The following is a 24,870-nucleotide window of genomic DNA, read 5'->3' as shown; positions in this document are numbered from 1 at the left end:
CAGAAGTGAAACGCCGTAGCGCCGATGGTAGTGTGGGGTCTCCCCATGCGAGAGTAGGGAACTGCCAGGCATCAAATAAAGCGAAAGGCCATCCGTAAGGATGGCCTTTTTGCGCTGGTGCGGAAAAAATGCCGGATGCGATGCTGGCGAGCCTTATCTGTCCTGCGCAGGGTTACGGTAGGGGTCAGCAGCGCATTATTCCCCCCCTATACGCCAGATTCAGTAGCGGATACGGTTTCCCCAACCTGCCCGCTTCCATACGATCGCCTCACCTGCAATCCATCCTTAATATCCGCAATAATTATTCTTCTGCTAACTAAATTCTCAGTTATGGTTGTGCAAGCAAAATAACAAATGTATAACATTTGTCTTACTAAAAAATAAATAACAACCGACAAAAGCATCGGATTATGGCAGGAGAAATAATGGCATGGCAGAAAGCACTGTAACGGCAGACGGCAAACTGACAAGTAGTGATACTCGTCGCCGCATTTGGGCAATTGTAGGGGCCTCATCAGGTAACCTGGTTGAGTGGTTCGATTTCTATGTCTACTCATTTTGTTCCCTCTATTTCGCCCACATCTTCTTCCCTTCAGATAACACAACCACTCAACTACTACAAACTGCCGGTATTTTTGCCGCAGGATTTCTGATGCGTCCAATAGGCGGCTGGTTATTTGGTCGTATTGCTGACAAACATGGCCGCAAGAAATCGATGCTGCTATCGGTATGTATGATGTGTTTTGGATCACTGGTCATAGCCTGCTTGCCAGGCTATGAAACAATTGGCACCTGGGCTCCGGCGTTGTTACTTCTCGCGCGTTTATTCCAGGGATTATCTGTAGGTGGAGAATATGGCACCAGCGCCACCTATATGAGTGAAGTTGCAGTAGAAGGACGCAAAGGGTTTTACGCTTCATTTCAGTATGTCACGTTGATAGGCGGGCAACTTCTGGCATTGTTGGTTGTGGTGGTTTTACAGCATACAATGTAAGATATCGCGCTTAGAGAGTGGGGGTGGCGTATTCCCTTTGCATTAGGCGCGGTGTTAGCCGTTGTGGCGTTATGGTTACGTCGTCAGTTGGATGAAACTTCGCAACAAGAAACGCGAGCTCTAAAAGAAGCGGGTTCAATGAAGGGATTATGGCGCAATCGCCGTGCATTCATCATGGTTCTCGGCTTTACGGCTGCGGGTTCTCTTTGTTTCTATACCTTCACCACCTATATGCAGAAGTATCTGGTGAATACTGCGGGTATGCACGCCAACGTAGCAAGCGGCATTATGACGGCGGCGCTGTTTGTATTTATGCTCATCCAGCCGATAATTGGAGCATTGTCGGATAAGATTGGCCGTCGGACTTCAATGTTATGTTTCGGCTCTCTGGCCGCTATTTTTACCGTCCCCATTCTTTTGGCATTGCAGAACGTCTCCTCACCTTATGCGGCTTTTGGTTTGGTGATGTGTGCCCTGCTGATTGTGAGTTTTTACACTTCAATTAGTGGGATCCTGAAGGCGGAAATGTTCCCGGCACAGGTTCGCGCATTAGGTGTTGGTCTGTCATATGCGGTCGCGAATGCCATATTTGGTGGCTCAGCGGAGTATGTGGCGTTGTCGCTAAAATCGATAGGAATGGAAACGGCATTCTTCTGGTATGTGACATTGATGGCCGTAGTCGCGTTTCTGGTTTCTTTGATGCTACATCATAAAGGGAAGGGGATGCGTCTTTAGTGATGAGCCATTTGCCAGACCGTATAACCGGTGGTGGCACCGGCTACGTCCCAGGCAAAATCTTTCCAGCTCCAGCCGCTCCCTTCGGGGCGGCTATCCCACAGCTCTTTTGACACGCCCAGACTTACAGAGAACATCAACCCGAACATGGCGCTGCGGTCGCGGCTTATCTCCCGATGCTGTGCATATTCATTTCCAGCCGCTGAAAGCATTGCCGAGGCGATAAAGTGTTGCGCTTTATCCTGTCCGCTCCAGCCATCGTTAGCCCTATGGCTGCAACCAGAAAGCAACAATAGCGAACAGGCAAAAAGAATACGCAACGCGGCCTCCAAAAAACAAACCCCGTACAGGACGGGGTTCAGATTACAGGATACGGCTAATTAATCGGTCGATACGGATACGACGCAAGCGACGGATAAGCTTGCGAACCTTCACCGGATAATCGGCAATACTTTGCAGATCGCGGTAGTGCTTAACGATAGTGGTATGCTCGCGGATCAGATCCAACTCTTTCTCACGCTGCGGCGCAAGCTCCAGTTGCGGATCGTGGATCAAAATGGCGTTTTCCAGATCCAGACGCCAGGCGCGAGGGTTCAGGTTATTACCGGTGATCAGCATCCACTTATCATCAACCCACATCCCTTTCAGGTGATAGGTATTGTCGTCATCTTTCCATAACCGGACCACTAACTGGTCAGTATTGACGTAATACTGCAAACGGCTCAGGAAACGACGCAGATTAATCTCGTAGAGATACGGCAGTGCGCCGATAATCTTGAAAGGTTCATCTTCCGGAATGTAGAAGTCATTTGCGGTTTTATCACCGACAATAATTTCGACTTTTTTCCCTTCGCGCAGCAATTGGATGATATTGCGCACGAGGATGGCCGGTAGGTTGAAGTATGGTGTGCAGATGGTCAGTTTTTGCTCGGCACACGGCATAAGATGGAAAATAGTCTTGTTCAACAGACTCGATTTTCCCAGACCCACTAATGGCGTTACGGAGAGTTGATCGTTATCGGCATCGCCCTGGAAATGATAAGCAGCATCACGCAACTCCTGGCGGAACAGGCGGATATCGTTTTTGATTTCCGGGCTTTTCGGACGGTGAATATCATCCAGACGGTTAACACCGCGACCATTCATAATATTCTGTGTAACCCATTCAAACATAATGTCTGACATTTTACGGTTACGGATCAGATGATAGCGGTCGTAGCGGTATTTATCATGCTGATGCAGGTAAACATCGTTCAGGCTGGCACCGCTATAAAGTACGCTATCGTCGATGATAAAGCCTTTAAAGTGCAGAACGCCCAGGGCTTCACGGGTATTGATCGGAACGCCATAAACCGGAACATCTACGCCCGGGTTTTCCTGCGCCATGCGGCAGTACCAGTCAGCATTGGTATTAGATGCCGCAGCGCCAATGCGCCCACGTTGTGCACGATGCCAGTCGACCAGCACCCGCACATCCAGTTCCGGACGCTGCCGTTTAGCCTCATACAACGCGCTCAGAATGCCTTTGCCACCGTCATCCTGCTCAAGATACAGGGCGACAATGCAAATGCGCTGCTTCGCGCTGGCTATTTTTTCCAGCAGTGTCTCCCGGAAGTCGGCGGGAGCGTAAAAAAAATCGACATCATCAACTGATTGAGAAATCTTGGGTAGTTGGGCAAGGTGTTGTTGATGTTTATTACGCTTAAATTTTGACAACATCACAGTGCATTTCTTCTCTGTTCATTGAAGGGTCCTCTGTGCAATGCAGACGACATAAGCGGGCAATAATAACACCAGTCCCGATTAAGTGGTCAACATTTCCAGTACCTTACTCATGATTCCTCGCGCTGGGCAAGATTTAGCGTCAGCCCAACGATCCCCTCTTCGAGCTGGATATCGACGTTAAACCCGAGCTTGCGGGCCAGCGCCACCATGCCACGATTGTTTGGCATCGTAATACCATTCAGACGTTGCAGTCCGTGATCTCGCGTATAGCTAATCAACTTTTCCATTAAGCGTCGACCTAAGCCTAACCCTTTGAGATCCGAGCGCACCAGTACGGCAAATTCGGCATCAATGTTATCAGGATCGGAGATCGCCCGAGTGACGCCAAGGATCTCTTCTTTTTGATCAATACGCCGTACAGCCACAAACGCCATTTCCCGATCGTAGTCGATCTGCGTCATGTTAGCTAAATCTTCATGGGTGAATTCGTTGATCTCGCTAAAGTAACGGTAATAAAGATCTTCTTTGGTGACTCGCGAAATGAATTGCTGAAGTTGTGGCTCATCTTCCGGCAAGATCGGGCGGAACAAGCAACGTTCGCCGTTTTTTAATTCTACCCACTCTTCTAACTGATGTGGGTACGGGCGCACAGCAAGGCAACTTTCGTTATTGCCTTCGAACGGTGCAATATCCACCGTGACATCCAGCGCGGTAAATTCACTGCCGGAAGCCAGTAAAGGGTGAATATCCAGCCGCTGAATTTCTGGGCAATCGACAATCAGGTTGGAAACCTGCACCAGTAACTGGCTTAAGCCCGCGATGTCGAGTGGACGCAGTGCGCTGCGTGCACGAATTTTTTTACTTTTGATTCCCTGAATGACCAGATAGCGAGCCAGATTCATGTTCAGCGGTGGCAGCGCCACGACAGCTTGATCTTCAGGACGCCACTCCACACCGCCTTCACCAAGCATGATCAACGGCCCAAAAACCGGATCGTGTTCCACGACTACACGCAGCTCCTGAGCGCCAGCACGATTAGCCATACTTTGCACCAACAGGCCGTGGATCCGTGCCTGCGGCCAGGCCATTTTTACCCGATCGAAAATAGCGTTCGCGGCTTGCTGGACTTCATTAGCCGTACGTAAATAGAGCATCACGCCCTGAACTTCCGATTTATGCGGAATATCCGGCGAGCGCAATTTCAGCGCCACCGGATAACCAATCTGTTCTGCAATATGCACAGCTTCGGTGCTGTCAGTGGCAATCCAGGTGGGAAGCGTGTTCATGCCATATGCTTGCAGGATTGGCTGAACCTCATGGGTATCGAGCGATGTCGCTCCTTCGGCAATGGCCTGCTGTAGCAGAATATGCGCTTCTGCGGTATTGGAGGTCAGATTGCTGGGTAACGCCGGTGTTTCGCGTAACTGCTTCTGGTTTCGACGGTACTCAACCATATGCATAAAAGCGGTGATAGTTCCTTCCGGTGTGCGATAGGTCGGAAGCCCGGCTTCACTGAATAAACGTCGCGCCTCTTGCGAGGAGTGTTCGCCGCACCAGTTAGTCAGCAGAGAGACATACTTGCTGCGAGGATGATGTTTTACTGCTTCAATTAATGCCTGTGCGCTTTCTGTGGCAGGCGCAGCGGCGCTGGGGGAATGGATAACCATCAGCGCATCAAAATCCTGGCTGTGGAGCAGAATATCCAGCGTTTTGACATAGTGCTCGCTGCTGGCGTCATCGCGTAGATCAAGCGGGTTAGAGATTGCTACATGTTTTGGCAGGGCATCGCGTAGTTTCTGGCAGGCCTCTTCACTTAACGTTGCCAGTTTACCATTGCGCGACCATAAGGCATCCAGCGCCAGTGCGGCAGGAGCAGCACCGTTGCTGATAATCATCAGCCGGTCGCCACGCAACGGACGCATGTGGCTAAGGGTTTCCACCGCCGAAAACAGTTCGTGGGTGTCCTGCACTCGCAACAAACCGGCACGCTGAATAGCTGCATCCCACGCCGGATCCATACCCGCTGTGGTGTTCAGCAATCTTTGCGCCGCCGGACTACGTCCGCTTTTAATCACCAGAATCGGCTTATTTCGCGAGGCACTACGGGCAGCCGACACAAAGCGTCGTGCGTCGCTTAATTGTTCGAGATAGAGCAAGATGGCGCTGGTTTTGCTGTCGCGTGCCAGGTAGTCGAGCAATTCATCAACGTCGATATCCAGGCTGTCACCGAGCGCAATAAAGTATGAAAACCCCATTTCACGCTGTTGCGCCCAGTCGAGGATGGTGTTGGAGACAGCAGCCGATTGTGAAATAAACGCCAGCTTGCCGCGCTTAATTGGCACTGGCGAAAAGCTGGCATTCAGCCCTTGCCAGGGAGCGAGTAATCCCAGACTGTTTGGTCCAAGCAGGCGCATGTTATGGCGCAGAGCGCAGGCGCGTAGGTCTTCGTGTTGTGATGTCGGTGAAGAAAGAATAATGCAGGTTTTACAGCCTTTCTCTCCAAGCTCTTCCAGAAGAGCAAGATTGCGGCTGGCATTAGTACATAGCACTGCGAGGTCAGGAGTAAAAGGCAAACTGGCGATGTCTGGCCATGCCAGCACGCCCTGTACCGCCTTCCAGGCTGGCGTCACCGGCAGCACCGGTCCGTTAAAGCCTCCAGCCAGCAGGTTACGCATCATCAGGTAACCTGCGCGATTGGGTTTCATCGACGCGCCAATTACCGCAATCGATTTTGGTCGCAGTAGTGCTTCCAGTCCTCGCTGACTCATACCGGTCTCCCGCAGAAGTGACCGAATGATTTTAAACGATTTCTAACTGTTCTGCTGTGATACTACCCAGATGTTGCGTTTTTCCTGCCAGATAGCGCGTTTTAAAGCGAGTGAAATGCTCGCCTAAGCCCGTTGCGGCTTTGGTGTCACCCGCCATATCTAAAAGTGCGATGGCTACCTCAGCGGTGCAATATTGGCCTTCACTCTGAGCTTCACGCAGGCGATAGGCAGACAAACGCGAAAGATCGACGGAAATGACGGGAAGATTATCCAGATACGGACTTTTACGAAACATCTTCCGCGCTTCCGGCCAGGTGCCATCGAGCATGATAAATAGTGGTGGCTTACCAGGAGGAGGCGTAAAGATCACTTCTCGTTGCTCATCCGCATATGAGGCAGGAAAAACCACCATTGGCTGATAATACGGGTTTTGCACCAGATCCAGCAGTTCTTGCGATGGTTCGGTACGTGACCATTGAAACGCGACGGTATCTGGCAAGATATCGGCAATCAAACGTCCAGTATTGCTGGGTTTCATTGGCTCGGTGTCAAACATCAGCAAACAAAAGCGGCTTTTTGCTTCCGTTGGGGTGATGGTTGAACAGAGGCATAATTTCTCTGGCAAAAGGCAGCGTTGGCAACGACGAACGCGATTACCACGGGCAAGAAAAGGACGTGTTGCGCGCGCAATACGCTCGGCGCGTAACTGGAGAACAGCGTTTTCGGTCATAAGAGAGCGTCGAAAAAATGCCATTGTCGCAGAGGAGAAAACGGGGCACAAGATGCGCCCCGATAAGATTAAAGAGATTCGTTCAGCCAGCTATCAAACGGTGCTTTCGGCACTGCGCCGTTAAGCATGTCGACAACCTGACCATTTTTGAAAATCATGATCGTCGGAATACTGCGAATACCAAAGCGACTGCTTAATTCACGTTCAGCTTCGGTATTCACTTTTACAAAACGCACTTTACCGCTACGCTCTTGTGCAACATCTTCAAAAATCGGTGCGAAGTTACGGCAAGGGCCGCACCACGGTGCCCAGAAGTCGATCACCACAGGCAGATCGTCTTTCAGCAATTTGTCGAGTGTTTCACCGGTCGCATTAATCACCTCTCCGTCAAACAGGTCGTGACCGCAGCGTCCGCATTTTGCCGCATCGTCAATCCGTTCGTCGGGAATGCGGTTGATGGCCTGACAATGGGTACAAACGGTATTCATAACTAACCTCGGGATGAGTAAGGAGACTTATCGGCAACGACGCCGGTATGTTTCTAATATGTTACATATTATCGAGGGCATTGTTCCAGACAACAATCTGTTTTATTCAATGGGTATGATAGTCGCAGGCTTTGGAACGAAATCATGGCGAACCGCGCGCACTTCGGGTAATCTGCGCGCTTCGCGCAGCGCTGGTGGAGAAAAGCATGAACGATGAAATGAAAAGCAAAAGCGGCAAGGTCAAAGTGATGTATGTCCGCAGTGATGATGATTCTGATAAACGAACCCACAACCCGCGAACCGGGAAAGGGGGCGGGCGTCCAGGAAAATCTCGTGCCGACGGTGGCCGTCGCCCCGCCCGCGATGACAAACAGAGTCAGCCCCGTGACCGCAAGTGGGAAGAGTCGCCGTGGCGAACTGTTTCCCGCGCGCCGGGTGATGAGGCACCGGAAAAGGCCGATCACGGTGGCATCAGTGGTAAAAGTTTTATTGATCCGGAAGTGTTGCGTCGTCAGCGTGCGGAAGAAACCCGCGTCTACGGCGAAAACGCATGTCAGGCACTGTTCCAGAGCCGTCCGGAAGCGATTGTTCGCGCCTGGTTTATCCAGAGTGTAACGCCGCGTTTTAAAGAAGCATTGCGCTGGATGGCGGCAAACCGCAAAGCGTACCACGTGGTAGATGAAGCCGAGCTGGCAAAAGCGTCAGGCACGGAACATCACGGCGGCGTTTGCTTCCTGATCAAAAAGCGCAACGGCACAACCGTGCAGCAGTGGGTAAGCCAGGCAGGTGCACAGGATTGCGTACTGGCGTTGGAAAATGAATCTAACCCACATAATCTGGGCGGGATGATGCGTAGCTGTGCGCACTTCGGCGTGAAAGGTGTTGTTGTGCAGGATGCGGCGTTGCTGGAATCGGGTGCGGCTATCCGTACCGCAGAAGGTGGCGCAGAGCATGTGCAACCGATTACTGGCGACAACATTGTCAATGTGCTGGATGATTTCCGTCAGGCGGGTTACACCGTGGTGACCACTTCCAGCGAACAGGGCCAACCACTGTTCAAAACCAGTTTGCCAGCGAAAATGGTGTTGGTTTTGGGGCAGGAATATGAAGGGTTACCAGATGCTGCGCGTGATCCAAACGATCTGCGAGTGAAGATTGACGGTACTGGCAATGTTGCTGGTCTGAATATCTCTGTCGCAACGGGTGTTCTGCTTGGTGAATGGTGGCGTCAGAATAAAGCCTGATAAATCAGCCGGATGGCAGTTCTGCCATCCGGCATTTTCCCGCAAATTTACTCGCTCTCTGCCGGTAATACAGGTATCCAGTTAATCGGCTTCTCGCCACGTTGTTCCAGCCACTGATTTGCCAGTACAAAATGGTTACAGCCAAAGAATCCACGATGGGCCGATAACGGCGACGGATGCGGTGCTTTCAGTACGTGATGGCGTTGCTTATCTATAATTGCCCCTTTCTTTTGCGCATGCGACCCCCACAGTAAAAACACCACGCCTTCGCGATGCTGATTAATCAGGCTGATGACTTTATCGGTGAACGTCTCCCAGCCGAGGCTGGCGTGGGAATGCGCCTGACCTGCACGTACAGTCAATACGGTATTGAGCAGCAGCACGCCCTGGCGCGCCCAGCTTTCCAGGTAACCATGCGTCGGGCGGGTAAAGCCTGGGATGGTATTTTCCAGCTCTTTATACATATTCAGCAGTGACGGCGGTGTCGCAATACCGGGACGAACAGAAAATGCCAGACCATGTGCCTGTCCAGGTCCGTGGTAAGGATCCTGGCCGAGAATCACAACTTTGACATCGCCCAACTCAGTAAAACGGAAGGCATTAAAGACATCTTTTTGTGGCGGATAGATAGTGATGCCAGACTGCCGCTCACTGGCGACGGTCTGAAGGGTATTAAGAAAATAGGGTTGCTGCTTCTCTTCAGCCAGCACGTCATGCCAGGTTAATTCGTTAGCCATCTCGCTCTCCTGCGGATCTTCAATCCACCTAGCTTAACTGCTTCTTTCTACAGAACAAAATCAAGCTCATTTTTTAGACATAATCGAGTGCAAAAAAATGTAAATTGGTAAAATTTCGCACCCGCATAAGTTGATGTAAAACAATAAAATCTATTTGCGACCACGCTTAGTGTGTGGTTTTTATTGATTTAAATCAAAGAATCAAGGGTGTTTGAGGAGTATATATACACTCAAGCAACAATGGTTTTACCAATTGGCCGCGACAGGCTGACAAATCAAATAATTTTGCCGGGGAGGCATCACATGATTACAGGTATCCAGATTACTAAAGCCGCTAATGACGATCTGCTGAACTCTTTCTGGCTGCTGGACAGCGAAAAAGGCGAAGCGCGTTGCATCGTTGCGAAAGCAGGATTTGCAGAAGACGAAGTGGTTGCAGTAAGCAAACTGGGTGATATTGAATACCGTGAAGTTCCAGTAGAAGTTAAACCAGAAGTTCGCGTGGAAGGTGGTCAGCACCTGAACGTAAACGTTCTGCGTCGCGAAACTCTGGAAGATGCTGTTAAGCATCCGGAAAAATATCCGCAGTTGACTATCCGTGTATCCGGTTATGCAGTTCGCTTCAACTCTCTGACTCCGGAACAGCAGCGCGACGTTATCGCTCGTACCTTTACTGAAAGCCTGTAAGGCTTAAGTAGCAAGATATTACAGAAGCGGAAGAGGGTGACCTCTTCCGCTTTTTGTCTATATAGATAACCATCAGTCAGGCTGGTGGTTATCTATAGACAAAAATAATGCCGGGATAAAACCCGGCATTATTTTTACTCTTCTGTCGTTTGCGGCGGCACGCCTGTTCCGCTTGGTTTGCGGCGCTTACCAATATTTTTGGTATCGCGGTGGCGTTTTTTCACCCGTGGCTTCTCTTTCTCTTTAGCCTTTTTCTTCTCGGCGCGTTTTGCCAGGACTTTCTTCGATGGTTTACCCGTCTGTTTCTCGCTTGGCGCACGCGTTTTCGGGCGTAACTCATCAATGACGCGAGCTTTAATCGGCTCTTCAATATAACGACTAACTTTGCCCAGCAGCAGATGGTCATGGGCTTCAACCAGTGAAATCGCGATCCCTTTACGACCGGCGCGAGCGGTACGCCCGATTCGGTGCAAATAGGTATCGCCACTGCGCGGCATATCGAAGTTAAAGACGTGGCTGACATCCGGAATGTCGATACCACGTGCGGCAACGTCGGTGGCAACCAGCACGTTTACGCGACCTTCAGTCAGACGCTTAATCGCTTCATTACGCTTGCCTTGTACCATCTCACCTTCGAGATAGCAGTTGTTGATGCCTGCTTCGCGCAACCAGTTTGCCAGTTCATGCACACGCTCACGCTTGCGCACAAATACGATTGAGCGAGTCGCTTCCGGCTGTTTTAACAGATGTACCAGCAACGCAGTTTTATGCTCAAGGTCATCGGCACGGTAATACCACTGATGAATCTTTTTGCGCTCACGGGTGGATGGATTAGCAGAAACTTCCACCGGATCCTCCAGCAGACGTTCGGCAAAATCCTGAATGGCATCGCCTTCCAGCGTAGCTGAGAAGAGCAGGGTTTGCTTACGCCAGCGAGTTTCGCCAGCAATATGTTCGATATCCTGGGCGAAGCCCATATCCAGCATACGGTCTGCTTCGTCAAGGATCAGTGTTTCAACCGCGCGGCAATCGAAGTTCTCTTCTTTTATGTATTGCAGCAGACGTCCGGTCGTGGCGACCACGATGTCCTGGTTTTCGCTGAACACTTCCGCGTGGTTCATATAGGCCACGCCGCCGGTGATGGTGGCAATATCCAGATGTGTATGTTTCGCCAGTTCACGGGCATGATCGGCCACCTGCATCGCCAGTTCGCGAGTTGGGGTGAGGATCAAAATACGCGGTGGACCGGATTTCTTACGCGGGAAATCGAGCAGGTGCTGCAACGCTGGCAGCAGATACGCCGCCGTTTTACCGGTGCCTGTCGGCGCAGAACCGAGAACATCACGGCCATCGAGCGCAGGCGGAATGGCGGCAGCCTGAATGGCGGTCGGGCGAGTGAAACCTTTATCCTGGAGGGCTTCCAGCAGGCTTTCGTCGAGTTCAAGTTCGGAAAAAGTCGTTACAGTCATGTTCTACCTCTGTGTGGGGCGCTGATTATAGACGTTACGGCTGCAATCTTCATCTGTTTGTATGGATATCGCTTCTCAGGTATTGTTCTTACCCGGTGCTATCGCCGTTTTTACAGCAAGGTTTTATTTTCATGTCACAGTCTACATCCGTGCTTCGTCGTAATGGATTTACTTTTAAACAGTTTTTTGTCGCGCACGATCGCTGTGCGATGAAAGTGGGAACGGATGGAATTTTACTGGGCGCATGGGCTCCTGTGGCAGGGGTAAAACGCTGCCTTGATATCGGCAGTGGTAGCGGGTTACTGGCGCTAATGCTGGCGCAACGAACTGATGACAGCGTGATGATTGATGCAGTTGAACTGGAAAGTGAGGCAGCGGCTCAGGCGCAGGAAAATATCGCGCAGTCCCCGTGGGCAGAGCGGATTAATATCCATACGGCGGATATTCAGCAGTGGATAACCCAGCAGGCCGCGCGTTTTGACTTAATTATCAGTAACCCGCCGTATTATCAGCAGGGGGTTGAGTGCGCGACGCCGCAACGGGAACAGGCGCGCTATACCACTACGTTGGATCACCAGACGTTGCTTACTTGTGCGGCAGAATGCATTACCGAAGAGGGATTTTTCTGCGTGGTGCTGCCGGAGCAGATTGGTAATGGTTTTACTGAACTGGCATTAAGCATGGGATGGCATTTACGTTTACGGACGGACGTGGCGGAAAACGAGGCTCGATTACCGCATCGGGTGCTACTGGCATTCTCCCCACTGGCGGGGGAATACTTTAGCGATCGGTTAGTGATTCGTGGGCCAGACCAGAACTATTCTGAAGCGTATACGGCGCTGACCCAGGCTTTTTATTTGTTTATGTAATGATGGCCAGGCGAGAGAATCGACGGACCGGAATGCGTGAGCAACTCCGGGTAGTCCAGCGTGTAATGCAAGCCCCGACTCTCCTTGCGCATCATCGCGCAGCGAACAATTAACTCGGCAACCTGCACCAGATTACGCAGTTCCAGTAAATTATTCGACACCCGAAAGTGGGCATAATATTCGTCTATTTCCTGCTGCAACATATTGATCCGTCGCAGGGCACGCTCCAGGCGCTTTGTTGTGCGCACAATACCGACGTAATCCCACATAAACAGACGCAGCTCATGCCAGTTATGTTGGAGCACCACCAGCTCGTCAGGATCCTCAACGCGGCTTTCATCCCATGACGGCAAGCGGTTGACGCCACGTGCATAAGGCATCCGTCTTTCAATGTCTTCCGCCGCCGACCAGCCGTAGACCAGACATTCCAGCAATGAGTTAGAGGCCATTCGGTTAGCGCCATGTAATCCTGTGTAGCTCACTTCGCCAATCGCATACAGCCCATCAACATCAGTACGCCCATAGCCATCCACCATTACACCGCCGCAAGTATAGTGCGCAGCAGGTACTATCGGCACAGGCTCTTTAGTGAGATCAATACCCAGACCCAGCAACTTTTCATAAATCATCGGGAAATGCTGACAAATAAAATCCGCAGGCTTATGACTAATATCCAGGAACATACAATCCGCGCCGAGGCGTTTCATTTCATAGTCAATAGCGCGGGCAACAATATCGCGCGGAGCCAGTTCACCACGCTCATCAAAATCGGGCATAAAGCGTGTGCCGTCCGGGCGCTTCAAATAAGCGCCTTCGCCACGTAAAGCTTCCGTTAACAGGAAGTTCCGCGCCTGTGGATGATACAGCGCCGTTGGGTGGAACTGATTAAATTCGAGATTAGCAACCCGGCAACCGGCGCGCCAGGCCATGGCAATACCATCACCAGAGGAAATATCCGGATTGGTGGTGTACTGATAAACCTTCGATGCGCCGCCAGTTGCCAGCACCACAGCTTTCGCATGACAGGTTTCTACCGCTTCTTTATTGCGATTCCACACCCATGCTCCGACCACTCGTCGCGTCCCCGGCAGACCAATTTTGTCGGAAATAATCAGATCGACTGCGTTGCTGCGTTCCAGTACACGAATATTCGGATGACTCTGCGCCTTGCTCACCAGCGTAGTTTCTACTTCTTTACCAGTGGCGTCGGCGGCATGAAGAATACGGCGGTGGCTATGACCGCCTTCACGGGTCAGATGGTAACTTTCTTCCCCATTTGGTTGCACCTGGGTATCAAACAATACCCCTTGATCGATCAACCATTGCACACAGGAACGCGCATTGCTGGCAACAAACTTAACCGCATGGCTATCGCAAATTCCGGCACCGGCAACCAACGTATCTTCCACATGTGAATCGATACTGTCAGTTTCATCAAACACGGCAGCAATTCCGCCCTGGGCGTAAAACGTCGAGCCTTCAGTAACAGAGCCTTTGCTAAGAACGATGACATGATGCTTATCTGCCAGACGTAGTGCCAGTGAAAGCCCGGCAGCGCCACTACCGATAATCAACACATCACAAGAATATTCAGGGAAAGTATTCATTTTTGTTGTTTAATTTACTAAACACAGTCCGGTCAGCATAGCATCATGTTGTACAATTAAACACCTGCTATTTTAATGTTTGTTACAATGGCTAAACATATTGTTTCTGGGAGGCGGAAAAAAGGGAAGTTGCTCGTCGACGGAGGATTAGGTGGTGAAATAAAAAGGCCGTTGGGTTACTCTTCAGGCAGTTAAATGGGCATTTCTGCACAGATAATGCGTTATTCAGATTCTGTAGACTTATAATGATAGATAATGATCCGTCTACAGCATGACAAACAAAAACAGATGCGTTACGGAACTTTACAAAAACGAGACACTCTAATCTTTTGCTTGCTCAAATTGCAGCTAATGGAGTGGCGTTTCGACAGCGCGTGGAAATTTGGTTTGGGGAGACTTTACCTCGGATGAGCGAGCAGTTAACGGACCAGGTCCTGGTTGAACGGGTCCAGAAGGGAGATCAGAAAGCTTTTAACTTACTGGTAGTGCGCTATCAGCATAAAGTGGCGAGTCTGGTTTCCCGCTATGTGCCGTCGGGTGATGTTCCCGATGTGGTACAAGAAGCTTTTATTAAAGCCTATCGTGCGCTGGATTCGTTCCGGGGAGATAGTGCTTTTTATACATGGCTGTATCGGATTGCTGTAAATACGGCAAAAAATTACCTGGTTGCTCAGGGGCGTCGTCCACCTTCCAGCGATGTGGATGCCATTGAAGCAGAAAACTTCGAAAGTGGCGGCGCGCTGAAAGAAATTTCGAACCCTGAGAACTTAATGTTGTCAGAAGAACTGAGACAGATAGTTTTCCGAACTATTGAGTCCCTCCCGGAAGATTTACGCATGGCAATAACCTTGCGGGAGCTGGATGGTCTGAGCTATGAAGAGATAGCCGCTATCATGGATTGTCCGGTGGGTACGGTGCGTTCACGTATCTTCCGAGCGAGGGAAGCTATTGATAATAAAGTTCAACCGCTTATCAGGCGTTGACGATAGCGGGATACTGGATAAGGGTATTAGGCATGCAGAAAGAACAACTTTCCGCTTTAATGGATGGCGAAACGCTGGATAGTGAGCTGCTTAACGAACTGGCTCACAACCCGGAGATGCAGAAAACCTGGGAAAATTATCACTTAATCCGTGACTCTATGCGGGGTGATACTCCCGAGGTACTCCATTTCGATATCTCTTCACGCGTGATGGCCGCCATTGAAGAAGAGCCCGTTCGCCAACCGACGATATTGATCCCAGAGGCTCAGCCTGCGCCGCATCAATGGCAGAAAATGCCATTCTGGCAGAAAGTTCGTCCGTGGGCGGCACAGCTCACCCAAATGGGTGTAGCGGCATGCGTATCGCTTGCAGTTATCGTTGGCGTCCAGCACTATAATGGACAATCTGAAACGTCCCAGCAGCCCGAAACACCGGTATTTAATACTCTGCCGATGATGGGTAAAGCCAGTCCGGTAAGCCTGGGAGTACCTTCTGAAGCGACCGCGAACAATGGTCAACAGCAGCAGGTACAGGAGCAGCGTCGTCGCATTAATGCCATGTTGCAGGATTACGAATTGCAACGTCGACTCCACTCCGAACAGCTTCAGTTTGAGCAGGCACAGACACAGCAAGCCGCTGTACAGGTGCCAGGAATTCAAACTTTAGGAACGCAATCGCAGTAATGAAGCAACTTTGGTTTGCCATGTCATTAGTGACAGGTAGCCTGTTATTCTCTGCTAACGCCTCGGCCACTCCCGCGTCCGGGGCGTTATTACAGCAGATGAACCTGGCTAGCCAGTCACTGAATTACGAGCTGTCATTCATCAGCATCAATAAACAAGGTGTTGAGTCTCTGCGTTATCGACATGCACGCCTCGATAACCGTCCTCTTGCACAGTTGTTGCAAATGGATGGCCCGCGCCGGGAAGTGGTACAGCGCGGCAATGAAATCAGCTACTTTGAACCGGGTCTTGAACCGTTCACTCTTAATGGCGATTACATTGTTGATTCTCTGCCATCGCTCATCTATACCGATTTCAAACGCCTTTCTCCTTACTACGACTTTATCTCTGTGGGGCGCACCCGTATTGCTGACCGCTTATGTGAGGTAATCCGCGTGGTAGCCCGTGATGGCACACGCTACAGCTACATCGTGTGGATGGACACCGAATCGAAATTACCGATGCGGGTTGATCTCCTTGATCGCGATGGTGAGACACTGGAGCAATTCCGCGTGATCGCTTTCAACGTTAATCAGGATATCAGCAACAGTATGCAGACACTGGCGAAGGCAAACTTGCCGCCTCTGCTTTCTGTACCTGTTGGTGAGAAAGCCAAATTTAACTGGACTCCAACCTGGTTGCCACAGGGCTTTAGCGAAGTTTCCAGCAGTCGACGTCCGTTACCGACGATGGATAACATGCCCATCGAATCGCGTCTCTATTCCGACGGGTTGTTCAGCTTCTCGGTAAACGTTAACCGCGCTACGCCATCCAGTACCGATCAGATGTTGCGAACCGGACGCCGAACAGTCAGCACCAGCATACGCGACAACGCGGAAATCACCATTGTTGGTGAACTGCCACCGCAAACGGCGAAACGAATTGCCGAGAATATTAAGTTTGGGGCAGCGGAATGATCAAAGAGTGGGCTACAGTCGTCTCCTGGCAAAACGGGCAGGCGCTGGTCAGTTGCGATGTTAAAGCTTCATGCAGCAGTTGCGCTTCCCGCGCAGGTTGCGGCAGTCGCGTGTTGAATAAACTAGGCCCGCAAACCACACATACCATCGTCGTATCCTGTGATGAACCGTTAGTGCCGGGGCAGAAAGTTGAATTGGGAATCGCTGAAAGCAGCCTGCTTAGCTCCGCATTATTGGTTTATATGTCGCCGCTGGTGGGATTATTCCTTGTCGCTTCGTTATTTCAGCTACTCTTTGCTTCAGATATTGCAGCATTATGCGGAGCAATCCTCGGCGGCGTTGGTGGATTCCTGATTGCGCGAGGATACTCACGTAAGTTTGCCGCCCGAACAGAATGGCAACCGATCATCTTAAGTGTGGCATTGCCGCCTGGCCTTGTGCGATATGAAGCATCTTCGGAAGACGCGAGCCAGTGATTTCACTGGCTTTATTGTATTTTGCATAACAAATGCGAGGACGTTTCCAGATACCACAATCCATACGGTATGAACATTTCCTCGCCTCAATGTTGTAGTGTAGAATGCGGCGTTTCTATTAATACAGACGTTAAGCTCAGAACAGCGACTTCTAAAAGCCTGGTTAACCGGGCATTAAGGCACAATAATCATACTTTATGAAGAATATACGTAACTTTTCGATCATAGCTCACATTGACCACGGTAAATCGACGCTGTCTGACCGTATTATCCAGATCTGCGGTGGCCTGTCTGACCGTGAAATGGAGGCACAGGTTCTCGATTCCATGGATCTTGAGCGTGAGCGTGGTATTACTATCAAAGCGCAGAGCGTGACGCTGGACTATAAAGCGTCCGATGGCGAAACCTATCAACTTAACTTTATCGACACCCCGGGTCACGTGGACTTCTCCTATGAAGTATCCCGTTCGCTGGCTGCTTGTGAAGGTGCATTGTTAGTGGTCGATGCAGGGCAGGGCGTAGAAGCGCAAACCCTGGCAAACTGCTACACCGCGATGGAAATGGACCTCGAGGTGGTGCCGGTACTTAACAAAATTGACTTACCAGCAGCCGATCCTGAACGCGTTGCGGAAGAAATCGAAGATATCGTCGGCATCGACGCTACCGACGCAGTGCGTTGCTCGGCAAAAACAGGTGTTGGTGTGCAGGATGTACTGGAACGTCTGGTGCGTGACATTCCGCCGCCGGAGGGAGATCCAGAAGGCCCATTGCAGGCACTGATTATCGACTCCTGGTTCGACAACTACCTGGGCGTTGTTTCACTTATCCGTATTAAAAACGGCACCCTGCGTAAGGGTGATAAAGTGAAAGTCATGAGTACCGGGCAGACTTATAACGCCGACCGCTTGGGTATTTTCACGCCGAAGCAAGTTGATCGTACTGAACTGAAATGTGGTGAAGTAGGTTGGTTGGTTTGTGCGATTAAAGATATTCACGGCGCACCAGTAGGCGATACCTTAACGCTGGCGCGTAATCCGGCAGAAAAAGCGCTGCCAGGCTTTAAGAAAGTTAAACCTCAGGTTTATGCCGGTCTGTTCCCGGTAAGTTCCGACGACTATGAAGCCTTCCGCGACGCGCTGGGCAAATTGAGTCTGAACGATGCCTCTCTGTTCTACGAGCCGGAAAGTTCTACAGCGCTGGGCTTTGGCTTCCGCTGCGGCTTCCTCGGCCTGCTGCATATGGAGATCATTCAGGAACGTCTGGAACGTGAATACGATCTTGACCTGATTACCACGGCACCGACAGTAGTGTATGAAGTAGAAACTACGGGGAAAGAAGTTATCTACGTCGACAGCCCGTCTAAGCTGCCAGCAGTGAATAACATCTACGAACTGCGTGAGCCGATCGCGGAATGTCACATGCTGCTGCCGCAGGCATATCTCGGTAACGTTATTACGCTGTGCGTAGAAAAACGTGGTGTACAGACCAATATGGTTTACCACGGTAATCAGGTGGCGCTGACGTACGAGATCCCGATGGCGGAAGTGGTGCTCGACTTCTTCGATCGCCTGAAATCTACCTCGCGTGGTTATGCGTCTCTGGATTACAACTTCAAACGCTTCCAGGCTTCCGACATGGTGCGTGTTGACGTTTTAATCAACGGTGAACGTGTCGATGCGCTGGCGTTGATCACCCACCGTGATAATTCGCAAAACCGTGGTCGCGAGCTGGTGGAGAAGATGAAAGATCTAATCCCACGCCAGCAGTTTGATATTGCCATTCAGGCAGCGATTGGTACGCACATTATCGCGCGTTCCACCGTGAAGCAGCTTCGTAAAAACGTACTGGCCAAATGTTATGGCGGCGATATCAGCCGTAAGAAAAAGCTGCTGCAGAAGCAGAAAGAAGGTAAGAAACGCATGAAGCAGATCGGTAACGTCGAGCTGCCGCAGGAAGCGTTCCTCGCCATTCTGCATGTCGGCAAAGACAACAAATAATCTTTAGGAGTTGGCATGGCGAATATGTTTGCCCTGATTCTGGTGATTGCCACACTGGTGACGGGCATTTTATGGTGCGTGGATAAATTCTTTTTCGCACCTAAACGGCGGGAACGTCAGGCAGCAGCGCAGGCGGCTGCTGGAGACTCACTGGATAAAGCTACGCTGAAAAAAGTTGCGCCAAAACCAGGTTGGCTGGAAACCGGTGCTTCTGTATTTCCGGTGCTGGCACTTGTGTTAATTGTGCGTTCATTTATTTATGAACCGTTCCAGATCCCGTCAGGTTCGATGATGCCGACTCTGTTAATCGGTGACTTCATTCTGGTGGAGAAATTTGCCTACGGTATTAAAGATCCTATCTACCAGAAAACGCTGATCGAAACCGGCCATCCGAAACGTGGTGATATTGTGGTCTTTAAATACCCGGAAGATCCAAAGCTTGATTACATCAAGCGTGCGGTTGGCTTACCGGGCGATAAAGTCACTTACGATCCGGTTGCGAAAGAGCTGACTATTCAACCTGGATGCAGTTCCGGTCAGGCGTGTGAAAACGCGCTACCGGTAACGTATTCCAACGTGGAGCCGAGCGATTTTGTTCAAACCTTCTCTCGTCGTAATGGTGGGGAAGCGACCAGCGGATTCTTTGAAGTGCCGAAAAACGAAACTAAAGAAAACGGTATTCGTCTTTCTGAACGTAAAGAGACACTGGGTGATGTTACACACCGCATCCTGACAGTACCTATCGCTCAGGACCAGGTAGGGATGTATTACCAGCAGCCAGGGCAACAACTGGCAACCTGGATTGTCCCGCCGGGCCAATACTTCATGATGGGTGACAACCGCGATAACAGCGCGGACAGTCGTTACTGGGGTTTTGTGCCAGAAGCTAACCTGGTGGGTCGGGCGACGGCTATCTGGATGAGTTTCGATAAACAGGAAGGCGAATGGCCAACTGGCGTTCGTTTAAGTCGCATCGGCGGCATTCACTAATTGTCGTTATCCGTTCACGTTGTCACTGTTATGGTGGCAACGTGAATTATTTATGAGATAAATCTCCCGTGGCTAACGACATCCCTTGTCGTTGTGTATAGAATATTCCCCCGAAGTTTCAGGTTGGCGCCTTCTGGTCGCCACGGCACACGAAACAGCGTTGGTCCCCATATACAGGTCAACTGAAACTGCTGAAAAGCTGTTAGCAGAACCCTGCATATCAGGTCTGTTTCGTGTGCTGAATTGTTGACGCATTTATTTATTGGTATCGCATGAACCCCATCGTAATTAATCGGCTTCAACGGAAGCTGGGCTACACTTTTAATCATCAGGAACTGCTGCAGCAGGCATTAACTCACCGCAGTGCCAGCAGTAAACATAACGAGCGTCTGGAATTTTTAGGCGACTCTATTCTAAGCTACGTTATCGCTAATGCGTTGTATCACCGTTTCCCGCGAGTGGATGAAGGGGATATGAGCCGGATGCGCGCCACGCTGGTACGCGGTAATACGTTGGCAGAACTGGCTCGTGAATTTGAGTTAGGCGAGTGCTTGCGTTTAGGGCCGGGTGAACTTAAAAGCGGTGGATTTCGTCGCGAGTCAATTCTTGCTGACACCGTTGAAGCATTAATTGGCGGCGTATTCCTCGACAGCGATATTCAGACTGTCGAGAAATTAATCCTTAACTGGTATCAAACTCGTCTGGACGAAATTAGTCCGGGCGATAAACAAAAAGATCCGAAAACGCGCTTGCAGGAATATTTGCAGGGGCGCCATCTGCCTCTGCCAACTTATCTGGTGGTCCAGGTACGTGGCGAAGCGCACGATCAGGAATTTACGATCCACTGCCAGGTTAGCGGCCTGAGCGAACCGGTGGTTGGCACAGGTTCAAGCCGTCGTAAGGCTGAACAGGCTGCCGCCGAACAGGCGTTGAAAAAACTGGAGCTGGAATGAGCATCGATAAAAGTTACTGCGGATTTATTGCCATCGTCGGACGTCCGAATGTTGGCAAATCCACATTGTTGAATAAACTGTTAGGGCAGAAAATCTCCATCACCTCCCGCAAGGCGCAGACTACACGTCACCGTATTGTGGGTATCCATACTGAAGGTGCGTATCAGGCGATCTACGTTGATACCCCGGGCCTGCATATGGAAGAGAAGCGTGCCATTAACCGCTTGATGAACAAAGCGGCAAGCAGCTCCATTGGCGACGTTGAGCTGGTTATTTTTGTCGTTGAAGGCACCCGTTGGACGCCGGACGATGAAATGGTGCTCAACAAGCTGCGTGACGGTAAAGCGCCGGTGATTCTCGCGGTGAACAAAGTAGACAACGTGCAGGAGAAAGCCGATCTACTGCCGCACTTACAGTTTCTGGCAAGCCAAATGAATTTCCTCGATATCGTGCCAATCTCAGCCGAAACTGGGCTAAACGTCGACACTATCGCGGCAATTGTACGCAAACACCTTCCAGAAGCGACGCATCACTTCCCGGAAGATTACATTACCGATCGTTCGCAGCGGTTTATGGCCTCTGAAATCATTCGTGAAAAGCTGATGCGTTTCCTCGGTGCAGAACTGCCGTACTCTGTAACCGTGGAGATCGAACGTTTTGTCACCAATGAGCGCGGTGGTTATGACATCAACGGTTTGATTCTCGTTGAGCGTGAAGGGCAGAAGAAGATGGTAATTGGCAACAAAGGGGCCAAGATCAAAACCATCGGTATTGAAGCGCGTAAAGACATGCAAGAAATGTTCGAAGCGCCTGTCCACCTTGAGCTATGGGTGAAAGTGAAATCTGGTTGGGCCGACGATGAACGCGCACTGCGTAGTCTCGGTTACGTTGACGATCTCTAAGAGTTACACCGATGGAAGGCTGGCAGCGCGCATTCGTACTGCATAGTCGTCCCTGGAGCGAAACCAGCCTGATGCTGGACGTCTTCACGGAGGAATCGGGACGCGTGCGTCTGGTTGCTAAAGGCGCACGTTCAAAACGTTCTACCCTGAAAGGCGCATTGCAGCCTTTCACCCCCCTCTTGCTTCGTTTTGGCGGGCGCGGTGAAGTCAAAACGCTGCGCAGTGCTGAAGCCGTCTCGCTGGCACTGCCGCTAAGCGGTATCACGCTTTACAGCGGGCTTTACATCAACGAACTCCTCTCCCGCGTACTGGAATACGAAACACGCTTTTCGGAACTTTTTTTCGATTATTTGCATTGTATCCAGGCACTGGCAGGGATCACAGGTACGCCAGAACCGGCGTTGCGTCGTTTTGAACTGGCGCTCCTTGGGCATCTGGGTTATGGCGTCAATTTTACCCATTGCGCAGGTAGCGGTGAGCCGGTGGATGACAACATGACGTATCGTTACCGCGAAGAAAAAGGATTTATCGCCAGTGTGGTTATCGACAATAAAACCTTTACCGGACGGCAGTTGAAAGCGTTACATGCGCGGGAATTTCCTGACGCAGACACATTGCGCGCCGCGAAACGCTTTACCCGTATGGCCCTTAAGCCTTATCTTGGCGGTAAACCTTTAAAAAGCAGGGAACTGTTCCGGCAGTTTATACCTAAGCGGACAGTGAAAACATTTAATGACTGATGAGGATTGTCATGGCTGAATTACTGTTGGGCGTCAACATTGACCATATCGCAACGCTGCGCAATGCACGCGGTACTGCTTATCCGGACCCGGTTCAGGCCGCATTTATTGCCGAACAGGCGGGGGCGGACGGCATTACCGTGCATTTACGTGAAGATCGCCGCCACATTACAGACCGTGACGTGCGCATCCTCCGTCAGACGCTAGATACCCGCATGAATCTGGAGATGGCGGTAACTGAAGAGATGCTGGCGATTGCCGTTGAGACGAAGCCGCATTTCTGCTGTCTGGTGCCGGAAAAGCGTCAGGAAGTGACAACCGAAGGCGGCCTGGACGTCGCGGGTCAGCGTGACAAAATGCGCGATGCCTGCAGACGTCTGGCAGATGCCGGGATTCAGGTTTCTCTGTTTATCGACGCTGACGAAGAGCAGATCAAAGCTGCAGCAGAGGTGGGGGCACCATTTATCGAAATCCACACCGGTTGTTACGCTGATGCCAAAACGGACGCTGAACAGGCGCAAGAGCTGGCGCGAATCGAGAAAGCCGCGACCTTTGCCGCAAGCCTCGGTTTGAAAGTTAATGCTGGTCACGGTCTGACCTATCACAACGTGAAAGCCATTGCCGCTATCCCAGAGATGCACGAACTGAATATAGGTCATGCCATTATTGGTCGCGCAGTAATGACCGGACTGAAAGATGCCGTGGCAGAAATGAAACGCCTGATGCTGGAAGCGCGTGGCTAATGGCAATATTAGGTTTAGGCACGGATATCGTGGAGATCGCTCGCATAGAAGCGGTAATCGCGCGATCCGGTGATCGCCTGGCACGACGTGTATTAAGCGATAATGAATGGGAGATCTGGAAAACGCATCATCAGCCGGTGCGTTTTCTGGCAAAACGTTTTGCTGTGAAAGAGGCGGCGGCAAAAGCGTTTGGTACTGGGATCCGTAATGGCCTGGCATTTAATCAATTTGAAGTGTTTAACGATGAGCTCGGCAAGCCAAGACTACGGTTGTGGGGCGAGGCGTTAAAACTGGCAGAAAAGTTGGGCGTCGCACATATGCATGTAACGCTGGCAGATGAACGCCACTACGCTTGTGCCACGGTAATCATTGAAAGTTAAAAGCCCTTCCTGAATATCAAAAAAGTACCGTTCTTTTTAAAAAGTAAAACCCCCGAACAGGTAAGGAGCAGGGGGTTACTTTACTATTTTAATATTGTGCAGCACACGATTCCAACAGAAATGATTATGGAGCAGTTTAGTTGGTCTGTATAAGCAACTTGCAATTTCTGGCATAAAAATGCGAGCCGGGACGAAGAATTTAATATTGATGAGAAGATTAACGTGACCACTTTTTCATAAGTACATTAGAATTGGCGTCGTTATTGGAGATTTTGCTGTGTTCTACACTATATTACTGAATTCCCCCATTGAAACGAGTGGTGTCATCAAAGCTTGCGGCACTCGATTCCAGTAACTCGCACGTTCAGTTTTGGGGAGATGTAAGGGCTAATCTGAATGGCTGTATTCCTTGTTTAAGGAAAAACAAATGACGGATTGTCGATATACCTTATTAAACAGGGCATTAAAGTCGTCATTGCTATTTTACAGTTGATCCCTCTGTTCTTGTAACACCAGAAAACGTAATTAAGGCGCGTCGGGTGAACCCGCCGGGCGCGCCTTTAATAATGATAATTAAGTGTCTGCGCAGATATTATGGGGTTTTATTTAATGAATGTGTTTATTAATGGCAACATAAAAATAAATATAATAATTTCGTTTTACAAGAGTAAATAATCAATATTCTGCTCCAGAAGCAAAATACTAAATTTTATCCGCGTGATGCATCAGCACAAACTTATCCCACAACTGTTCTTCCGTCTCGACATGCTCCGGATCTTTCACAATGGTATTGGGGATCGGACATACTTTCTGGCAGGTTGGCGTCTCGTAGTGACCTACGCATTCCGTACACTTATCGCTGTTAATCTCGTAGATGTGATCGCCCATTGAAATCGCCTCATTCGGGCATTCAGGTTCACACATATCACAATTGATGCATTTTTTAGTGATTAACAGCGCCATAAGGAAACTCTCAAAACAACACAAACCGGGCGGGCATTATACGCGCATTCT

Annotated in this window: 24 protein-coding genes and 1 pseudogene; 16 read left to right on the top strand and 9 right to left on the bottom strand. The window is 50.4% G+C overall.

Going from position 1 to position 24,870, the window contains the following annotated elements; translation table 11 throughout:
* Positions 1 to 430 precede the first annotated feature (430 nt).
* Positions 431 to 1,729: pseudogene (gene kgtP / locus BEA93_RS12290) on the top strand (alpha-ketoglutarate permease).
* On the opposite strand, the gene BEA93_RS12285 reads toward kgtP, so the two are convergent.
* The 5 genes from BEA93_RS12285 to trxC all read right to left on the bottom strand — a co-directional run bounded on the left by BEA93_RS12285 (position 1,726) and on the right by trxC (position 7,440).
* On the bottom strand, positions 1,726 to 2,049 hold the full coding sequence (locus BEA93_RS12285; RefSeq protein ID WP_016262268.1) for a YfiM family lipoprotein: 324 nt from the start codon (positions 2,047 to 2,049) through the stop codon (positions 1,726 to 1,728). The pseudogene kgtP and the gene BEA93_RS12285 overlap by 4 nt on opposite strands.
* A gap of 43 nt (positions 2,050 to 2,092) precedes the next feature.
* Complete coding sequence (pssA, locus tag BEA93_RS12280; RefSeq protein WP_016249092.1) at positions 2,093 to 3,448, bottom strand: CDP-diacylglycerol--serine O-phosphatidyltransferase; 1,356 nt, start codon at positions 3,446 to 3,448, stop codon at positions 2,093 to 2,095.
* A 113-nt stretch (positions 3,449 to 3,561) separates the two neighbouring features.
* Complete coding sequence (gene patZ / locus BEA93_RS12275) at positions 3,562 to 6,222, bottom strand: peptidyl-lysine N-acetyltransferase PatZ (RefSeq protein ID WP_105224802.1); 2,661 nt, start codon at positions 6,220 to 6,222, stop codon at positions 3,562 to 3,564.
* A gap of 31 nt (positions 6,223 to 6,253) precedes the next feature.
* Entirely contained in the window at positions 6,254 to 6,952 is a 699-nt protein-coding gene (tapT, locus tag BEA93_RS12270) for a tRNA-uridine aminocarboxypropyltransferase (protein WP_001516900.1), read from the bottom strand.
* Positions 6,953 to 7,020: 68 nt separating this feature from the next.
* Positions 7,021 to 7,440, bottom strand: coding sequence for a thioredoxin TrxC (gene trxC, locus BEA93_RS12265; protein WP_001098736.1), 420 nt, complete (start codon positions 7,438 to 7,440; stop codon positions 7,021 to 7,023).
* Positions 7,441 to 7,646: 206 nt separating this feature from the next.
* On the opposite strand from trxC, the gene BEA93_RS12255 reads away from it, so the two are divergent.
* Complete coding sequence (locus BEA93_RS12255) at positions 7,647 to 8,684, top strand: tRNA/rRNA methyltransferase (protein WP_000997429.1); 1,038 nt, start codon at positions 7,647 to 7,649, stop codon at positions 8,682 to 8,684.
* Positions 8,685 to 8,731: 47 nt separating this feature from the next.
* On the opposite strand, the gene ung is transcribed toward BEA93_RS12255, so the two are convergent.
* Entirely contained in the window at positions 8,732 to 9,421 is a 690-nt protein-coding gene (ung, locus tag BEA93_RS12250; protein WP_016249090.1) for a uracil-DNA glycosylase, read from the bottom strand.
* A 303-nt stretch (positions 9,422 to 9,724) separates the two neighbouring features.
* Here ung and grcA point away from each other — a divergent pair, with 303 nt between their 5' ends.
* On the top strand, positions 9,725 to 10,108 hold the full coding sequence (grcA, locus tag BEA93_RS12245; RefSeq protein ID WP_000627804.1) for an autonomous glycyl radical cofactor GrcA: 384 nt from the start codon (positions 9,725 to 9,727) through the stop codon (positions 10,106 to 10,108).
* Between the two features lie 134 nt (positions 10,109 to 10,242).
* On the opposite strand, the gene srmB is transcribed toward grcA, so the two are convergent.
* Positions 10,243 to 11,577 (bottom strand): ATP-dependent RNA helicase SrmB, encoded by a 1,335-nt coding sequence (gene srmB / locus BEA93_RS12240; protein WP_000219188.1) that lies wholly within the window; start codon positions 11,575 to 11,577, stop codon positions 10,243 to 10,245.
* Between the two features lie 131 nt (positions 11,578 to 11,708).
* On the opposite strand from srmB, the gene trmN reads away from it, so the two are divergent.
* Positions 11,709 to 12,446 carry a tRNA(1)(Val) (adenine(37)-N(6))-methyltransferase TrmN gene (gene trmN / locus BEA93_RS12235; RefSeq protein ID WP_010378883.1) on the top strand — a complete coding sequence of 246 codons (738 nt, stop codon included), beginning with the start codon at positions 11,709 to 11,711 and terminating at the stop codon, positions 12,444 to 12,446.
* Here trmN and nadB read toward each other — a convergent pair.
* Complete coding sequence (gene nadB, locus BEA93_RS12230; protein ID WP_105224803.1) at positions 12,431 to 14,053, bottom strand: L-aspartate oxidase; 1,623 nt, start codon at positions 14,051 to 14,053, stop codon at positions 12,431 to 12,433. The genes trmN and nadB overlap by 16 nt on opposite strands.
* Positions 14,054 to 14,308: 255 nt before the next feature.
* Here nadB and rseD point away from each other — a divergent pair, with 255 nt between their 5' ends.
* The 12 genes from rseD (at position 14,309) to acpS (ending at position 23,856) form a co-directional block, all read left to right on the top strand.
* Positions 14,309 to 14,464, top strand: a complete 156-nt coding sequence (rseD, locus tag BEA93_RS25040; protein ID WP_010378892.1) for a rpoE leader peptide RseD — start codon at positions 14,309 to 14,311, stop codon at positions 14,462 to 14,464.
* Positions 14,461 to 15,036, top strand: coding sequence for an RNA polymerase sigma factor RpoE (gene rpoE, locus BEA93_RS12225; RefSeq protein ID WP_001295364.1), 576 nt, complete (start codon positions 14,461 to 14,463; stop codon positions 15,034 to 15,036). The genes rseD and rpoE overlap by 4 nt, the downstream gene beginning before the upstream one ends.
* A 32-nt stretch (positions 15,037 to 15,068) precedes the next feature.
* Positions 15,069 to 15,719, top strand: coding sequence for an anti-sigma-E factor RseA (gene rseA, locus BEA93_RS12220; protein ID WP_001168447.1), 651 nt, complete (start codon positions 15,069 to 15,071; stop codon positions 15,717 to 15,719).
* The gene (gene rseB, locus BEA93_RS12215) at positions 15,719 to 16,675 is read left to right on the top strand and encodes a sigma-E factor regulatory protein RseB (protein ID WP_016249086.1); all 957 of its coding nucleotides are present in this window, start codon (positions 15,719 to 15,721) and stop codon (positions 16,673 to 16,675) included. The genes rseA and rseB overlap by 1 nt, the downstream gene beginning before the upstream one ends.
* The gene (rseC, locus tag BEA93_RS12210) at positions 16,672 to 17,151 is read left to right on the top strand and encodes a SoxR-reducing system protein RseC (protein WP_016249085.1); all 480 of its coding nucleotides are present in this window, start codon (positions 16,672 to 16,674) and stop codon (positions 17,149 to 17,151) included. The genes rseB and rseC overlap by 4 nt, the downstream gene beginning before the upstream one ends.
* 197 nt (positions 17,152 to 17,348) lie before the next feature.
* Entirely contained in the window at positions 17,349 to 19,148 is a 1,800-nt protein-coding gene (gene lepA / locus BEA93_RS12205) for a translation elongation factor 4 (RefSeq protein ID WP_000790174.1), read from the top strand.
* Positions 19,149 to 19,163: 15 nt separating this feature from the next.
* Positions 19,164 to 20,138, top strand: a complete 975-nt coding sequence (lepB, locus tag BEA93_RS12200; RefSeq protein ID WP_000002549.1) for a signal peptidase I — start codon at positions 19,164 to 19,166, stop codon at positions 20,136 to 20,138.
* A gap of 272 nt (positions 20,139 to 20,410) precedes the next feature.
* Complete coding sequence (gene rnc, locus BEA93_RS12190) at positions 20,411 to 21,091, top strand: ribonuclease III (RefSeq protein WP_001068343.1); 681 nt, start codon at positions 20,411 to 20,413, stop codon at positions 21,089 to 21,091.
* A complete protein-coding gene (gene era / locus BEA93_RS12185) occupies positions 21,088 to 21,993 on the top strand; it encodes a GTPase Era (RefSeq protein ID WP_000020738.1) in 906 nt (301 codons plus the stop codon). The genes rnc and era overlap by 4 nt, the downstream gene beginning before the upstream one ends.
* Before the next feature lie 11 nt (positions 21,994 to 22,004).
* Positions 22,005 to 22,733: a DNA repair protein RecO gene (gene recO / locus BEA93_RS12180; RefSeq protein ID WP_000399390.1), complete on the top strand. Its 729-nt coding sequence runs from the start codon at positions 22,005 to 22,007 to the stop codon at positions 22,731 to 22,733.
* Positions 22,734 to 22,744: 11 nt separating this feature from the next.
* Positions 22,745 to 23,476 carry a pyridoxine 5'-phosphate synthase gene (gene pdxJ / locus BEA93_RS12175; protein WP_001516896.1) on the top strand — a complete coding sequence of 244 codons (732 nt, stop codon included), beginning with the start codon at positions 22,745 to 22,747 and terminating at the stop codon, positions 23,474 to 23,476.
* Complete coding sequence (gene acpS / locus BEA93_RS12170) at positions 23,476 to 23,856, top strand: holo-ACP synthase (protein WP_000986026.1); 381 nt, start codon at positions 23,476 to 23,478, stop codon at positions 23,854 to 23,856. The genes pdxJ and acpS overlap by 1 nt, the downstream gene beginning before the upstream one ends.
* Positions 23,857 to 24,558: 702 nt before the next feature.
* Here the strand turns inward: acpS and yfhL are convergent.
* Positions 24,559 to 24,819 carry a 4Fe-4S dicluster ferredoxin YfhL gene (gene yfhL, locus BEA93_RS12160; RefSeq protein ID WP_001196284.1) on the bottom strand — a complete coding sequence of 87 codons (261 nt, stop codon included), beginning with the start codon at positions 24,817 to 24,819 and terminating at the stop codon, positions 24,559 to 24,561.
* Positions 24,820 to 24,870 lie beyond the last annotated feature (51 nt).

The organism is Escherichia sp. MOD1-EC5950, from assembly GCF_002965345.1.
Taxonomy (GTDB): domain Bacteria; phylum Pseudomonadota; class Gammaproteobacteria; order Enterobacterales; family Enterobacteriaceae; genus Escherichia; species Escherichia marmotae.
Note: the sequence above shows the minus strand (reverse complement) of the source record. Positions and strands in the feature narration are given on the sequence as shown.